Below are 16608 nucleotides of genomic sequence, written 5' to 3' on the forward strand. Positions count from 1 at the left end.
AATCAATCAATTTATTTAGTTCCAAATGCGCCGATATATGTTGCAGGATCTGGAGATTTATATGTAACGCCGCCTGCCGTAAGACCATTAGCAAAGTTTCTTGTGAAGTCAGTTTTACCTTTTCCAAGAGCAGTTGAAGTTGCCTGCAGATGGAAATCCCATGAACTGTTGAAAGTAGCGTTGGTGCTATCGGTGCTTAGTGGATAGTTTACAAATTTAGGATCGTTATCACCTGCTTTTGCGCTGATGACATCATTTATACCTGCGATGATTTCTGTATTAGGCTGGAACTGATCAGCACCGCTTTGCGTAAAGCTATAATAGTAAGTACTGTAGAATTTAGAACGGTTGTCTTCAGGATTTGCCTTATCTCTTTTAATACCGTATCTGTCATTTACCAGCAAGTTGTTGTAAAGATCTGCGTGTGCAGATTTTTCCAGCCAGATAGAACCACCTTTTGTTGTAGGTCTTCTCCAACCTGCATTCACTATTGTGTTGTTATAACCAATGATGTACAATTGTGGAGTACGGTCACCGGTGTTTGACAACTTCATACCATTTGTGTTAGGGCTGTAAATTATATTGTAAGCAACATCTGCAACCACGCCGGATTTCAGGTTAACAGCTTCTCCGCCTGTAATGCCTGTTGTGTAGAATTTGTTATTTGAAACGATCACACTGCCACCTTCAAGATAGAACACATCTTCGTTAAAGTTGTGAATAGAAGAGTTCATTACAATTACTTTGCCATTTACGTTGTTGAAATACAAAGCCGGTACGTGCTCGCCCGCTGTTGCTTTGTACAAACCACCTTTCACTGAAGGTGAAGATTCAGTAGTGATGGCACCACCGTAAGACAGATCTGTATAGTTCAAAACAATTTCAGTTGCTGTAGGACCTGCTGTTAAACCACCCCAAAGTGCGCCCCATTGGTTTGTTGATGTTTTCCATGCGTCCGGAACGCTGATCTTAACAGGGTTTGTTGCTGTACCAAGGCTATACAACGCGCCTTTGATGATAAACTCTGGTTTTACTGTTGAGTCACTCATCAACACTTGTACACCTTCTTCGATTGTTAATGATGTACCCGCGGAAATTTCAAGGTGTCCTTTAACGATCACTACGCTATTTTTTTTCCACGTACCTGAAACAACTCCTGAAACAGAAGTACTGTCTAGTTTTGGAGGATTGTTTGAGCCTCCACCATTGTCATCTTTGCTGCAACTTGTGAAAAACATTGCACTTGCTAAAACCGCTACCGAAACAGGTTTCAACATTTTCGAAAAATCTTTTTGAATAGAGATTACACTCTTGTTCGATTTCATGATTTGCTTTTTTAATTAAAAGAATTTTGATTTTTTTAAAATTTATATCGCACGCCCAACACATAAGAGCGTTGATAATAGTCGCGACGTATAAGTGTTTCACCATCCAGGTCCTGGCTTGGAACACCTGCATTGTTAGCATTTGAGCCTTTGATGAAAACCGTTGTTGGTGTATTTAAAAGATTGTTTGCTTTTGCAAAAACAGTGAGATGCTTGAATGATTTTTCCGCCGACACATCCATTTGTACAAAGCCTTGCTGCCACTGATCGGTTCCCACAAACTGACCCACTGTTACGATTCTCGGACCTGTGTAACCCGCGGCCAATTGCGCGTCCCAGCCATGGTGCACATCTTTGAACAATAAGGAAATATTGGCGATGTGTGCAGACTGTCCGTACAATGATCTCTTTACGTTTACACTCGTTGTGTACAAATCTCCATTGTGAGAATCATCGCGAACGCGTTTCATTTTCGGTGTTGTAATAGATGAATTGGTGTAGGTGTAATTCATTTTCACTCCCCATTTGCTGAAGTATTTTATCCAGTCCAACTCTGCACCATAATTTGTCGCAGTTCCAAAATTGCCGGGCATGTAGTAAGTGGCATGTCCAATTGCTTGTAGCGTGTACTCAATAGGATTTTGAATGCGTTTGTAAAAAATGCCGGCCATGAATTGTTCTGCAGGCTTTGGAAAATACTCATAGCGCAGATCTATGTTATCAGCAACAGCATGCTTAAGGTTGGGATCTCCTTTTTCTGTATACTCTTCCTGTACAAGAGGTGCAGGATTGATCTCAGAAAAACCCGGACGGTTAACGGCTCTGTAATATGATAAGCGAATATTTGTTTTATCCCACGGCGTGTATTTAAGGTTGATGCTTGGCAACACATCCGTATACTTTTGATTGCCTACGGGATTGTCTTCGCCAATCGGGTATTTCATTACATAACCCTGATTGGTATTTTCTACACGCACACCGCCCAGTATTTCAAGTTTGTGCAGGTAAGCTTTGAACTGAACATAACCTGCTGCGATCTTTTCACTCGCATTGTATGTTTGTCCTGAAGCCACACTGCCTTGTGGGTTTTGCACGTTCCACTGTATCTGATTATAGTCGGTAAAGTCTTTTCCGTAAGTGTAATACGGATTAGCAGGTAGCAATTGATAGTTGTTGTAAAAATTGTCTCTTTTCTTGTCTCTGTACAATCCTCCAAACTTCCACTCTACCTTTGTCTGTCCGATATTTTGCAGCCAGCTAAGATTTAAATATCCTGAAAGATCCTGGTCATCATTATGCTCCCAGCGACGAGAAGATTTGTTTACATAGGTACGGGTCTTCACAAAATTCTGCTCTACGCCGTCAAGTGAAATGGTAGTGTTATCCGGACGTTCGCTGCTTGCTTTTGCATAGTTTGCGGACCAATCGATCCGCCATTTGTCAGACAATTTATGATCACCATGCAAAGTATTGCTCCAGATATGCTGCGTGGTTTTTCTTGTTCTTGTGGAGTAAGAAAGTGTCGCATTACCCGCTACAGGATCATAGCCACCAATAGTCAATTGTGTTTGAATCGCATCCCGGGTTTGCGTGTTTGTGAGATTCATGTAGCCACTGTACAAGCTAAGACTGTTTCTATCATCCAGATGATAATCTGCCTTTGCATGCACGCCATAGCGCAACTGTTGTTCGGAGTATTGCCTGTTCTGCATTGAGGTCAGCCTTACACCACTTGTGGTATCCACTACTTCGCCATCGTAGAATAAACTGTTACTGCCTCTGTAAGTGTTTTGCAAACTTCCCGAAACGATCACGCCCAATTTGTTATCCAGGAAGCGATTGCCGTAAGTAAGACCACCGATAAGTTCCGGCATTGGTTTTTTCCATGAATAAGTGCTGGAAGCTTTTGAAAAATCCTGCGGCGTGGCATTGTAGCCTTCACCGTGAATTTCGTAAGGCGATTTGCCATTGATACCTTTTGCATCATAACTCATGAAATCACGATTCATAAAAAGCTCACTATAACTTGTCGCAAGGTTTACTGTAAACAAACGACGCGAAGGCGCTTCTTTCATTACCATGTTTACAACACCACCTACTGCATCTCCTTCCATAGAAGGCGTTAATGATTTATAGACTTCCAGTCTGTCCAATAAGTCTGAGGGAAAAATATCCAACGGCACATAGCGGTACTTATCATCAGGGCTTGGAATTTTTATTCCGTTTACCAGAGTGTAGTTGTAGCGTTTGTCCATTCCGCGAAGGATCGCATATTGTCCGTCGCCGTTGCTATTTCTCTCGATAGACACCCCGGAAATACGTTGCACCACATTTGCAACCGTCATATCAGGTGACACTTCAATTGCTTTGGCAGACATAATGTTCATTACCTGGTTTGCATTACGCTCAAGACTTCTGGCTCCGGCTTCACCATTCTTGTCTTTTCCCGCGGTCACAATTACGCTGCTTAGTTCTGTGTGAGATGCACTTAGTTCAATATTGAGAGATTGGATACCGTCGCTCGTCACTTCCAATTTTTGGGAAGCCCCGTGATATCCCACCATTGAAAACTTCAGGTTGTAATTTCCTGCAGGAACATTTTTTATAGTAAAGCTTCCATCTAAACCTGTTACTCCGGTGTAATGAGTTGCTTCAATTTGAACGACCGCCCCGGTTAAAACTTCTCCGGTTTCGTGGGAAACGATCCGCCCCTTAATTACTCCGGCAAAAGAGATTAGTGAAAAGGCAGTTAGAAATAGTAAGAAAAAAATTCTGCGCATAGTGCTTTTTGTTTGCTGCACAAAAGTGGATAATGCGCCTTCTGAAATGAAAAAACAGGCATTAACAATTAGTGAACAACGTATACAACAGCGTGAACAGACGGGCAACAAATGTGAACACAACGATATTAATACATTGAAAATCATTCGTTCTGTTTGTAACAAAAACTCCATTAAGTAATTATTAACTCAACTTGAAGCGTTACAGAACTGATTTTTGCAACCGGAAAAGATTGGAGTTTTACTGTGAGTTTTTTGGAATTACCACGAACGTACTGACGGCACTAAGGGTTTTTTCCAACCACAGAGTTAAGGAGATTTTTTTCACAGAGGAAAAGAGGATTATACCCATGAAATAGCAATTTCGAGAATATAGAGTAATCTGTGTGATACATTCCTCTTTACCCGCTCTTGTTTTGTACGTTTCTATTTGGTTCTCTGCTCTTTCTCCTTAACTCTGTGGTTTAAAGGAGACGCGACAGTGCCGACGTCTCTACAGCGAGCCACAATTCCTAATTCCTAACTCCTAATTTCTAATTAAAGTCCCTGTATATACGCACTCAAATTTTCGCCTTTCTCCAAATTGAGTTTTTTGCGAAGGCGATAGCGAGTTACCCGTAGACTGTCGGAAGAAATGCCCAGAAGTGTGGCAATGTCTGAAGAATCAATATTCATTTTTAGCAGAGCGAGCAGACGCAAATCATTTGCAGTAAGATCATGGCAAATGCGCCTTACTCTTTCGAAGAAACTTTCATGTACCTGCTCGAAAATATTTCGGAATTCATCCCAGTGCTGATCCTGGTTAAAATTCATATCAATGCGTTGTATCAATTGCTGCAACTGCTTTTTCTGGTCACGCTTATCATCCTTCACCATTTTTTCCAGTGAGTCATGTAGTTCTTCCAGCAATTGATTTTTCTGAATAATATGCAAAGTGTGCGCAGTCAATTCCTTTGCTTTCATCTCCAGGCTTTGCCGCAGTACATCTTCCTGCAGTTGTTTGTTTTGCAGATCAACTTCCATTAACTCACTGCGAGTCTTAAACACTTCCTGATGTTGATGACGCAACAAGATTTCATTCTTGATCTTCAATCGCTGGCGACTGATGATCAGGATACTTAGCAATACAAGCAACACAACCACTACAACAGCGCAGATCGTTAATATTACAGTGTTGCGGTGTTCAATGCGTAGTTTCTCTATTTCCGCATTTTTTTTGCCGACTTCATTTAGCACCTGTAAAAATGCAACCTGCTTGTTATTTTCTTTTGAGTAAATATCCAGCAATGACTTTCTACTAAGCTCGTGATAAATATAAGCGCTGTCGTCGCGGCCCAACAAATGCCACGCTTTCGCCATGTCGCGATACGCTGCACTTAACTGATATCCTTCCTGCAGGTGAAGGGCATATTCTATCGCTTTTCTTGTCTGCACAAGCGAAGCCTGGTATCTTCCCGTCTTTCTCAAAATATCGCCGAGGTTGTTGAATATTTCTATGGAACTTACCTGGTCATTTACCTTTTGATAAATCTCCAATGCTTTGCTATAGTAATAGCCCGAAGAATCGTACTGTTCAAGATCTTCGAAGATGCTACCCATGTTTTCATAAATACCTGCAATGCCTGTTTTATCCATTGCATTGGTGTAATGATTCAACGCCAGGCGCTGGAAATAAAAGGCACTGTCGTACATCTGTCGCTTTTCATACAAATGGCCAATGTTGCCGTTAGTGATCGCCAATCCCGGATCTGATGGGTATTTTTTCAGCATCTCCAGCGCAAGATCAAATTGCTTGCGGGCATCATCCATTTGCTTGTTATAATAATATAGCGTACCTATATCATTTAAGTTAGACGCGTACAACTTTTTGTCGTCTTCATTTTTAAAAAATTCTGCTGCCTGTAAGTGAAGATCAAGCGATTGAGAGTAGTGGCCAAGGTGGTAGCAAATCTGTCCCATTTTTTGCAAGGCAATAGCCGCCGCTGTTCTGTCTTTCTTTTCCATCGCCTGGTTGTAAGAATTGCGAAGAAAAAGAAACATTGTATCCGGGCGACCGCTTTCATGTATGTAGGCTTTGTTCAACTCACCATCATACTCAAGTTGCGCAAAACCATGACTTACGCTGAACATAATCAGCATAAAAAAACAACAATGCAGTAAAATTAAATGATGTCTGTTGCGAGCCCTTTTCATACAGTTTTCTGTTCCAGCCGCAAAGAAAAGGGTTCAATGTTAAGTAATTGTAAAGTCGCGGCCTACCAATTAAGAATTAGGAATCAATGTCGTTTAATTAAGGTGTTTAAAAAAATAGAAGCACCTCGCTTGTCATCCCGACGAAGGAGGGATCTGGGCCTGGCACTAACGAACACTATGCGTAAACAATCACGCAGATCCCTCCTTCGTCGGGATGACAAGCAGTCTTTCTTTCCTGAACATAGCAACCAAGTAATTGAAAAGTTGCTTAACTAAACGACATTGAATTCTTAATTCTTAATTGCTCCTCGTGGCCGCTTGCAGGTTGATATGATTCAGCCTATTTTGAATCTGCTTTTTCATCTTCCTCTTCTGCTGAAAAAGATTGTATTTGAAATTTTCCATGGCAGCGGAGCCATTCTGTGTTGGCTGTTCTATGCGGGTACCTACATGCAGTATATCCAGGAACACCCTTGTGTCCTGAAAGTCGCCGATCATTTCCGTAAGCGATTTGACTTTGTCTTGTGTACGAAGTGCAATAGGCATTGCAGAGGTCGCGTATTTTTCAATATGCGGCCATGTATAGGTAAAGTCTTTCAGAATTTTTCTTACGTTGTGCAGTGCATTATCAGAAAAATCTATGCTGCCCTGTGCCTGCATTTCCGATAATTTTTTTCGTGCAAATTTTTTCACCGTCTTTTCATCCACTGCGGTGTCGATGCGCTTTAGAATTTTTTCCTTTTTAATGACCTTTTTGCCCTTTGAATATTTATTTGCTTTTTCCTTCCAGCCATCTTCATCAAAATTCAGTTGAGTTAAAGTTGCCAGTACAATGGCATCGTTAGGATTAGACGCCTCCTTGGATATCTTGTCACGCAGCAATTGAATATTGCGAATCATGCCCACGCTAAGGTAGAGATCCTTTAAACGGCGCGGCAACCTTATTTTTTCCTGGTGATCATTTTCATTAAGCAGCCTGAATGTGGCCCTTATCTTTTTCACCTGCAATCTTAACTGGTGAATATCCTCCATATCAAACTTGTCCGCAAGTTTACCTTGCAGCTTGTTGATCTTCTCACATCGTTTCTCAATTGATTCTTCTATAGTTTTCTTTTTCATCCAGGGACTGTGCTAATGATATTACAAACGAAAGCCGGTTTCTGTTCAACAACCTTTTAACCGCAAAGAACGCAAAGGCTGCACAAAGAAAATAAGTTTAAAATCTGCTACTTTAAAGTTACTGAAGAAAACTTATTCTTGTTATACTGTATACAAGCCTTCTATTAACTCTTACCTATGCCTTCGCTTTCTTTGCGCAACCTTAGGCCCTTTGCGGTTAACCTTCTCCCAGCGCCTTCTTTACCACCGGAGCAACCACCGTTCCAAACAATTCTATCGACTTCATCACTTGCGCATGCGGCATGGTGCCAACGGTCATTTGTATGAGGAAGCGATCCATTTTAAAAATTTCGTGTTCGTACAGAATTTTATCAACCACCTGTTGCGGGCTTCCCAACACCAGCGCTCCTTCCGGCGAGCGCATATAGTCATATTGTTCCCTCGTCATCCCCTGCCAGCCACGCTCCCGGCCAATTTTCGACATCACATAAGCGTAAGAAGGATAAAACTCATCGGCTGCCTGCTGAGAAGTTTCCGCAACATAACCATGCTGATTGATGCAAACTTTCAGTTTCGCCGGATCTTGGTTTGCCTTTGCGCCGGTCTTTCTGTACAGGTCAACCAGCGGCCCAAAATGATGTGGTGCGCCGCCAATAATCGCCACTGCCAAAGGTAATCCGAGCGTACCTGCTCTTACCACAGACGCAGGAGTTCCACCTACTGCTATCCAAATGGGAAGTTGCTCATGATAGGGTCTTGGATACACACCAAGATTGCTGATTGCCGCACGGTGCTTGCCTTTCCACGAAACCTTTTCATTCTTGTTTATTTCTAAAAGCAATTCAAGCTTTTCTGTAAACAACTCATCATAGTCTTCCAGATCATAGCCAAACAAAGGAAACGATTCAATAAACGATCCGCGACCGGCCATGATTTCAGCTCTGCCTTTTGACAACAGATCAACTGTTGCAAATTCCTGGAACACGCGGACTGGATCATCTGAACTCAATACTGTCACTGCACTAGAGAGTTTTATCCTTTCTGTTCTCGCTGCTGCAGCGGCCAAAACAGTTGCCGGAGACGACACCAAAAAATCCGGACGATGATGCTCTCCTATCGCAAATACATCAAGACCAACTTGCTCAGCCAATTCCACTTCTTCCATCAAATCCTTCATTCGCTGATATGGTTCTCTGATTTTTCCTGTCGCCAGATCGGGTGTGTTCTCTACAAATGTGCAAAGGCCAAGTTCCATTGTGTATCGTTTTATCTGTTAGTAAAGTTGAATCATGTTACGTTCATCAAACTTAAAACAATTGTTGAATAGAATTACAATCTACAGTTCCTATCACATTTTGGAGCCAAGCGGTTGAATAAAAATTTCACATCGTTGCGTCGCACACTTTTGCTGTATATCTATATTGAGCAATGCAACCGTCCGTAGAAACGAGTTGAACGCATCTCTCTCGCACCCAAAACACGGTAGCACAAAAAGCGAGGACCCTACATTTGTTGTAGCATATTTCGGGTGTTACAGAGACGCATGCAATGCGTCTCTACGGGGTGACTGATTTTCTATTTCCTATTTCCTAATTCCTAACTCCTCTTCTTTCTCCCACCTGCTGTCTCCACATTGCGTAATACAATCCTTTCTGCAACAGCAATTCATCGTGAGTGCCCACTTCTACGACTTTACCTTTTTCAAGCACGTAAATAACATCAGCGTGCATGATCGTAGAAAGGCGATGCGCTATTAAAATCGTGATCTGTTCACGTGTTGCGGAAATTTCACGAATGGTGTTCGAAATATCTTCTTCAGTTAAGGAATCAAGCGCAGAGGTCGCTTCGTCAAAGATCAACAACCGGGGATTGCGTAACAATGCACGGGCAATCGAGATCCTCTGTTTTTCTCCGCCGGAGAGTTTCATACCGCCTTCACCAAGAATGGTATCAATACCATGCGAAGATCGTTTGAGCAATTGCGTGGCTGAAGCCTTATGCAGCGCTTCTAAAATATCTTCATCCGTAGCATCCGGATTTACCATTTTCAAATTGTCTTTAATGCTTCCCGCAAACAGTTGTGTATCCTGCGTTACAAAGCCAATTTGCCTGCGCAAAGCATTATATCGAATTTCATTGGAAGACTCGTTGTTGAAGTAAATATTACCATCGATCGGTCTGTATAAGCCGACCAACAACTTTACTAATGTTGACTTTCCCGAACCAGAGGGCCCAACAAAAGCGATGGTTTGACCTGTTCGCACATCAAATGAAATGCCGTCTATCGCATTGTAGTTTGCGGTCTTGTGACGAAACACTACTTCTTCAAAACGTAGATCCTGCAAGTCTCCTATCTCAACAGGATTCTCCGGACGCTGTTCTACCGTTTTATGCATCAACACATCAAAGCTGTTAATGGAGGCTTCTACTTCACGATACTGTAAAATGATGTTTCCCAAATCCTGTAATGGCCCAAAAATAGTGGTAGAGATGAATTGCATGGCAATCAATTCACCAGTGCTTAGCACTTTTCTGAAAATGAGCCACAGCAAAATGAACAATATAGATTGACGTAAAAGATTGAGCGTGGTTCCCTGCATGAAGGACAGCGAACGAACTTTTTTCACCTTCACCATTTCGAGGTCGAATATTTTTTGTGTTTGTACACGCAGTCTTCTTATTTCGGGAAAAGTAAGACCAAGGCTTTTCACCAGTTCTATGTTGCGCAGGCTTTCTGTTATAACACCGGCCATGGCATTTGTCTCACGATTGATTGAGCGCTGAACAGTTTTTATTTTCTTAGATAGTAATCCGGTTAACGAACCGAGCACCAATATACCAATTACAAACACCGGAATGAGCATCCAGTTTTTGGTAACGCTATACCAGATAAGAAATCCAATGCCTACGATGGAAGAAAACAATACATTGATGAAGGAAGTGACAAATCGTTCGGTGTCTGTTTTTACTTTTTGTAACACGGACAATGTTTCTCCGCTTCTGCTTTCTTCGAACTCCTGGAACGATAAGCGTAACGTTTGCCGGAGGCCGTCATTAAATATTTGCATGCCAAAGCGGGCCACTGCGAGTCTTGTGGTGAATTCCTGGAAAGCCTTTGCCAATCGCGCCAGCAATGCAACCGCGATGGCTAATACCAGCCAAAACAACACACCTTTAACCAATTCACCTTCTGGTCTCTTATTTATATTGTTTGCGTAATTGTCGATGATTTTACCAAAAATAACCGGATCGATCAAACTAAGCAACTGTGCTACTGCAGCCAGTATTAACGATACAAAAATGAGCGTTCTGTGTGGCTGAAGATATCTCCATAAAATTCGCATATGCTAAAAATAACAAAAACCGGTCCATCGGTAAAAGGAAAAAATAAAAAGTCAAAAGTCAAAATGTTTGTTATTTTAAAGATTCAGCATATAATCAAGCACTCTTTTTGACTTTTGATTTTTTACTTTTGACTTTTATTACACCATGGAGAATTATACAATCGTAATTTTTATAATGGCTATCATGATCGGGCTTTCTGCTTTTGCAGACAAGATCAAACTACCATACCCTATCCTTCTGATTAGCGCAGGTATTGCGATTGGCTTTATTCCCAACTTGCCCAATATTGAACTCAATCCCGAAGTTATTTTTCTAATTTTTCTTCCACCACTTTTGTACGATGCTGCTTTTAATATTTCATTCAAAGAATTCCGAACGCATATTAACACCATCGGTTCTTTAGCAACAGGGCTGGTATTTATAACAGCAACAGGCATTGCTGTAATTACTCATTACCTTATTCCCGGCATGAGTTGGCCGCTTTCGTTTGTACTTGGCGCAATACTTTCTGCAACCGATGCTGTGGCGGCAATCAGTATTACCAAGGGTTTGGGGCTCTCTCATAAAACTGTTACAATACTCGAAGGCGAAAGCCTGGTGAACGATGCTTCTGCGTTGGTGGCTTACCAACTGTCAGTTGCGGCAGTAACGGGAACTGCATTTGTGATATGGAAGGCGTCTTTACAATTTCTTATTCTAATGGGCGGTGGCATTTTGATTGGCTTTATTATGGGCAAATTGCTTGCTTTCATTTTGCATCGTGTAAAGGACGATAGAATGGTTGCTATTGCTTTTATGTTACTGATGCCATTTGTCACTTATCTGTTAGCCGAAACGCTGCATGTGTCAGGTGTGATGGCCGTGGTAATTTTGGGATTGGCCATTGCAAGATTCAGCAATAAAATATTCCCCGATCAATTAAAGCAACAATCGAAAAACATTTGGGACATTATCATTTTCCTTTTGAATGGCCTGATCTTTATTCTTATCGGGCTCGAATTTCCATATGTTATGCGAGGAATCGAAAAGCGTCTAATCTTTCCTTATGTATGTTACGCGATCGTCATAACCATTGTAACGCTTGGCATTCGCATGACAAGGGTTTACTTACAGCGGGTAAATCTGCAACGAGCTTTTCGAAATCCGCGTGCAAGAATTTCGGAAGATGCGTTGTTAGACGTACCAACCAGTATTATTATTAGCTGGGCCGGCATGAGAGGTATTGTGTCGCTTGCAATTGCAATTGGTTTACCTACTACATTGCAAAACGGAGAACCTTTTCCGCAGCGAAGCGCTATTATATTTATATCCGTTTTAGTCGTGCTCTTTACTTTGATTGGACAAGGTTTGACGCTACCGTGGATAGTGAAGAAACTGCGAAAACGTGCAACAACTAGTTCACCACTAAGGCACTAAGGCGCTTTTTTTAACCGCAAAGGACGCCAAGTTGGGCGCAAAGAGAAAGAAGTGCTCCTTTTACATAATCTCTTTGAGTTCTTAGTATAAAAAACCTTCGTTTCCTTTGCGCTCTTTGCGGTTACCATCCCGCCGCCCAAAAGATCGCATTGCGGAACAATGTCGTGTAAGCAGTGTTATCAAACAACTCCGGCGCATGTCCCATGAAGATATAAATATTTCTCGCTGCAAATTTTGGATTCGTCCAGACAACGGGATGATCGCCCATTTTTTTATCGGTTGAAGGCGTATATGTCGACTCATCCACGCTTGCAAGCACGCGTACACTGGATCTCGGACTTTTATCGTAAGTGTACCACTCCTCTTTATTGATCACAAATTCTTTTGGAAGCGCTTTCATACATGGATGTTTTACATCTTCCACTATGACTTTTCCATCCGCAAAATCCGGTATGTAATTCTTAAATTTAATGCCTCCCATAAAATCTGAAAACCATTGCCACATAGGATATCCGTCAAACTCGCCCAACAACGTCGCATGGTGAAAACCGATCCAGCCGCCTTTCCCTAGTTCTATATATTTTATGAAAGCCTGCTCTGCAGTTTTTGTCCATGCATATGGCGGGTAATCCAGTTGAATGAACAATTGATAGTGGCTCAGAAAATTATCGTCAATGGAATCTGTTTTGTTGATATAGTCTATGGCAAAGTTGCTGTCAGCGGCAAGTTTATCGAGCCATAGTCTTGCGGCATTAGAGAAAGCAACATGATGCCCTTTATTTTCATACAAGACAATCGCGTGAAACCTTTTACTGCTTACATTTTGAGCGTGTAGTTTGCCGAAGGCTATTAAGATCAATATAAGGAGAATGCAAGTTTTGTTCATGACGTCGATGGGTTATTATCGAATAAAAATATCAATCTTTCTTTAAATCATTCAAAATAAAGAACTAGTTGTCATCAGTATGAAAATCAAACAACTTGAAGTCACAATCCGATGAAACAGGCGCACCGTCATTGCGAGACCTGCGGAGGATAGACGTCAGCGTTACGGGAGGAAAGACTAACCTGCGTGCTGCGGTCGAAGCAATCTGCCGGCAACTTGTGATGGAGATCGCTTCGCCACGCTTGTCTTAATACGTACAAGCTTCAGAGAATCGTGCTGTCATTCTCCGCCGTGGCTCGCGATGACGGTGCGGGTCACTACATTTCTTAAACTTTCATTCTTTTCAAGGGTTATACAACACAGAAAATTATCTGTAGATTAGTTTCCTGAAATAACCAAACACTGACACGCTAATTTTATCATTTCTCAAAATGCAATTATGGAAATCGTTACCAAAATAACCGACATCATTGAAGTAGCTCGAAATGTAAAAAGTTTTAGATTGGAAAAGCCCGAAGGCTATGATTTCATTCCGGGCCAGGCGACCGAACTTTCAATCAATAAAGATGGATGGAAGGAAGAAAAACGTCCTTTTACATTTACAGCTTTAGAAGAGCAGCCCTATCTTGAATTTACCATTAAACGTTACCCGGATCATCACGGTGTCACTGATCAGATACATCAGTTGAAAGTTGGCGACGAAGTAATTCTACGGGATGTTTGGGGAACGATTCAATATAAAGGACCGGGCTATTTTATTGCGGGAGGTGCGGGCATTACACCGTTTATTGCCATCTTGAGAAAACTGCATAAAGACAATCAGCTGGCAGGCAACACGCTTTTCTTTTCCAATAATGAACAGGTGGATATCATTTACGAATCTGAGTTTCTCGATATGCTCGGCGATAATGCCGTGTTTATTTTAACGAAAGAAGATAAACCAGGTTACCTGAAAGACTATATCAACAAAGGCTTTCTTCAAAAGCATGTTGATGATTTCAAAAAACATTTCTACATATGCGGACCTGATGCAATGGTAAAAGACATTATTGATACATTGAACGAATTAGGAGCTCCTACAGAAACGGTGGTGTTTGAAAAGTAGCAATACAGCATACATCAGTACAAATCATTCAAATCAGTGTCATTCAAGTGCTACGATTCGCTATAGTTTCCTAATCACTGTTTCATGTGTATCTGTATCGATAACAATTACACCTTCATCTTCCTCATTCATTTGCGCAAGCAAAACACCTTTATTGTCCCAGGCAGATGAATGACCAGCACTTTGCGCACCGTCTTCCACGCCAATTGCGTTTGCTAATAAAACCGTCGCCTTGTGCGTGCTTGCTATGCCGGCAAGAGTGAGCAACGCTTTGTCAATGCCCTTTTTTGTTTTTGAAACACTGGCGATGTAAATATTCTCGCCATTTTTAAAGGCATTGGTTGTGTGTTCAGGTACCGACAATTCGTAGCAGATGGCAAATGTGATGCGAGAACTTAACGTGAGATTTATATCATTTTGATGGCTTACAAAGAAGGGCTCTTCATCTGCATGCAAATATGTTTTGGAATACAGTTGGCGCAGTTCCGCCGGCTGAACAATGACCATGGAGATACATACTCCTGCATCGTTTTTTATTGGCAGGCCAACGCAGATCGTTATCCTTTGTTTGTCGCTTACTTTCTGAAAAGCATCCAGTCTTTTATCATCAATGTTTGTCGCAAGACCGGCAGCCATTGCAGGTTCGTAACCAGTGAGTGAAAGTTCCGGAAATACGATCAGATCAGCTCCGTCTGCGAGATCGATAAGCTGCAAATGTTTGGCAATATTCTTTTCTATATTACCTGTCTCTGGTTTTGCTTGCGCTACACTGATCTTCATGATTTAAAGTTACTACCAATGAAGAAAGAATGCAAGTTGTAGAGACGCCTTGAAGGCGTCTCCGTTAAACAGAAAACATTTATGTGCAGATACAAGAAATTTATTCATACATCCCGATCGTTCAGGAGACGCGTTCAACGCGTCTCTACGGGTTGGCGACGATTATTTTGCCACCTCAAACTTAGCTTTCTTACCCTTGATCTTTTGCTCCTTTATCAACTGCAATGTGTGGCTAACTTTTGATTTGCGCACCGCTACAAAACTGAAAAAGTCTTTCACTTCAATCAATCCGATATCATCTTTCTTCAACTCTCCTTTTTGTGTAAGAAATCCTACTATGTCAATTTTATTTACTTTATCTTTTTTGCCATGTGGCAAATAAAGCGTGCTCCATTTCGGTTTTTCAGGCACTTCGTATTCGCCATCAAGTTTTATTTCTTCAACCGGCTCAGTGACATACGCAGGTAGTTTCTCATCGGCACCAATTAACAATATGGCGGTACCGCTGGCATCCATTCTTGCGGTACGGCCATTGCGGTGCGTGTAAGTATCTTCCGTAAGTGATAAATGATAATGTATGATGTAACGGATATTTGGAATGTCCAAACCGCGTGCCGCCAGATCGGTCGTCACCAAAACATTCGAGGTGCCATTTCTGAATTTCACCAGAGCACTATCTCTTTCACGCTGGTCCAATGCGCCATGATAAAAAACACTCACAATCCCTTTATCTGACAGGAAATCACTTACTCTTTCAACAGCTTCGCGGTGATTGCAAAAAACAATGGTAGACCGGTTTCCGAGAAAGCAAACAAGTTTGAAAAGCGTTTCGAGTTTATCGTTCACAGGAGACAGAACTTGCTTTACTTCAAGTGCTTTCTCTGCTCCATCTTCACCGGAGAGAAAATTCAATGTAGCGGCATCTTCCAATCCAACAAATTCTGGTATCTCAACCGAAGAAGTTGCAGATGTAAGAATGCGTTTGTGCAGTGCAGGGAGTTGTTTTATGATCTCTGACATTTCTTCCTGAAAACCCAGTTCCAGCGATTTATCAAACTCATCGAGTACTAAAGTTTGAATATGATCAGTTTTTATATTTTCACGTCGAATGTGATCTGCAAGCCTTCCCGGCGTGCCTACAATTACGGTTGGTGCCTCGATCAAATTATTTTCTTCAATTTCTCTTTTGTGTCCGCCATAGCAACAAGTGATCTTATAGCCTGTTCCCGACTGCTTGAACACTTTCTCTATCTGCATGGCGAGCTCTCTTGAAGGCACAATTATTAAAGCCTGTGTACCTTTTGTTTTGCTTTTCAGGGTTTCCAACACCGGCAATATGAAAGCCAGTGTTTTTCCTGAACCAGTCGCGGATAACAGAATTACATTTTTGTGCGCTTCATTACCGGTAATTGAAGCCTGCTGCATTTCATTCAATGCTTCAATGTTAAGGTTTGCCAATATCTGAGGGAGATCGTATTTTGTAGATTGCATGCCGCAAAAGTAAGAAAGAATATTGGCGACCCTGAAACTTTTCGCAAAACCCGGCATGGCCATGTCAAATGTTGCTTAGCCTGCTGTGCATTTTGATCATCCGGCCGGTTGAAACCAGCAGCAATGAATTATATTTGAGAACAGTAAAACAACTGTTGTCATTTATAA

At 41.7% G+C, this 16608-nt stretch carries 11 protein-coding genes; 2 read left to right on the forward strand and 9 right to left on the reverse strand.

Features of this window, described 5'->3' with window-relative positions:
* Positions 1-11: 11 nt before the first annotated feature.
* The 6 genes from QJ048_RS08270 to QJ048_RS08295 form a co-directional block, all read right to left on the reverse strand.
* Positions 12-1325, reverse strand: a complete 1314-nt coding sequence (locus tag QJ048_RS08270; protein WP_282333865.1) for a hypothetical protein — start codon at positions 1323-1325, stop codon at positions 12-14.
* Positions 1326-1360: 35 nt separating this feature from the next.
* The gene (locus QJ048_RS08275) at positions 1361-4105 is read right to left on the reverse strand and encodes a TonB-dependent receptor (RefSeq protein ID WP_282333866.1); all 2745 of its coding nucleotides are present in this window, start codon (positions 4103-4105) and stop codon (positions 1361-1363) included.
* Positions 4106-4642: 537 nt separating this feature from the next.
* Positions 4643-6244, reverse strand: a complete 1602-nt coding sequence (locus QJ048_RS08280; protein ID WP_282333867.1) for a tetratricopeptide repeat protein — start codon at positions 6242-6244, stop codon at positions 4643-4645.
* A gap of 351 nt (positions 6245-6595) precedes the next feature.
* Entirely contained in the window at positions 6596-7417 is an 822-nt protein-coding gene (locus QJ048_RS08285) for a CHAD domain-containing protein (RefSeq protein ID WP_282333868.1), read from the reverse strand.
* 217 nt (positions 7418-7634) lie between these two features.
* Positions 7635-8672: an LLM class flavin-dependent oxidoreductase gene (locus tag QJ048_RS08290; protein WP_282333869.1), complete on the reverse strand. Its 1038-nt coding sequence runs from the start codon at positions 8670-8672 to the stop codon at positions 7635-7637.
* A 334-nt stretch (positions 8673-9006) separates the two neighbouring features.
* Positions 9007-10761, reverse strand: a complete 1755-nt coding sequence (locus QJ048_RS08295; protein WP_282333870.1) for an ABC transporter ATP-binding protein — start codon at positions 10759-10761, stop codon at positions 9007-9009.
* Positions 10762-10906: 145 nt separating this feature from the next.
* Between QJ048_RS08295 and QJ048_RS08300 the strand changes: the two genes are divergently transcribed.
* On the forward strand, positions 10907-12178 hold the full coding sequence (locus QJ048_RS08300; RefSeq protein WP_282333871.1) for a Na+/H+ antiporter: 1272 nt from the start codon (positions 10907-10909) through the stop codon (positions 12176-12178).
* Between the two features lie 121 nt (positions 12179-12299).
* On the opposite strand, the gene QJ048_RS08305 is transcribed toward QJ048_RS08300, so the two are convergent.
* Positions 12300-13064 (reverse strand): ThuA domain-containing protein, encoded by a 765-nt coding sequence (locus QJ048_RS08305; protein ID WP_282333872.1) that lies wholly within the window; start codon positions 13062-13064, stop codon positions 12300-12302.
* A 439-nt stretch (positions 13065-13503) separates the two neighbouring features.
* Here QJ048_RS08305 and QJ048_RS08310 point away from each other — a divergent pair, with 439 nt between their 5' ends.
* On the forward strand, positions 13504-14169 hold the full coding sequence (locus tag QJ048_RS08310) for an FAD-binding oxidoreductase (protein ID WP_282333873.1): 666 nt from the start codon (positions 13504-13506) through the stop codon (positions 14167-14169).
* A 60-nt stretch (positions 14170-14229) separates the two neighbouring features.
* On the opposite strand, the gene QJ048_RS08315 is transcribed toward QJ048_RS08310, so the two are convergent.
* Positions 14230-14949 (reverse strand): carbon-nitrogen hydrolase family protein, encoded by a 720-nt coding sequence (locus QJ048_RS08315; RefSeq protein ID WP_282333874.1) that lies wholly within the window; start codon positions 14947-14949, stop codon positions 14230-14232.
* 162 nt (positions 14950-15111) lie between these two features.
* On the reverse strand, positions 15112-16440 hold the full coding sequence (locus QJ048_RS08320; RefSeq protein WP_282333875.1) for a DEAD/DEAH box helicase: 1329 nt from the start codon (positions 16438-16440) through the stop codon (positions 15112-15114).
* Positions 16441-16608: the final 168 nt, after the last annotated feature.

It is taken from the genome of Pinibacter soli (assembly GCF_029961145.1).
In the GTDB taxonomy this organism is placed as follows: Bacteria; Bacteroidota; Bacteroidia; order Chitinophagales; family Chitinophagaceae; genus Pinibacter; species Pinibacter soli.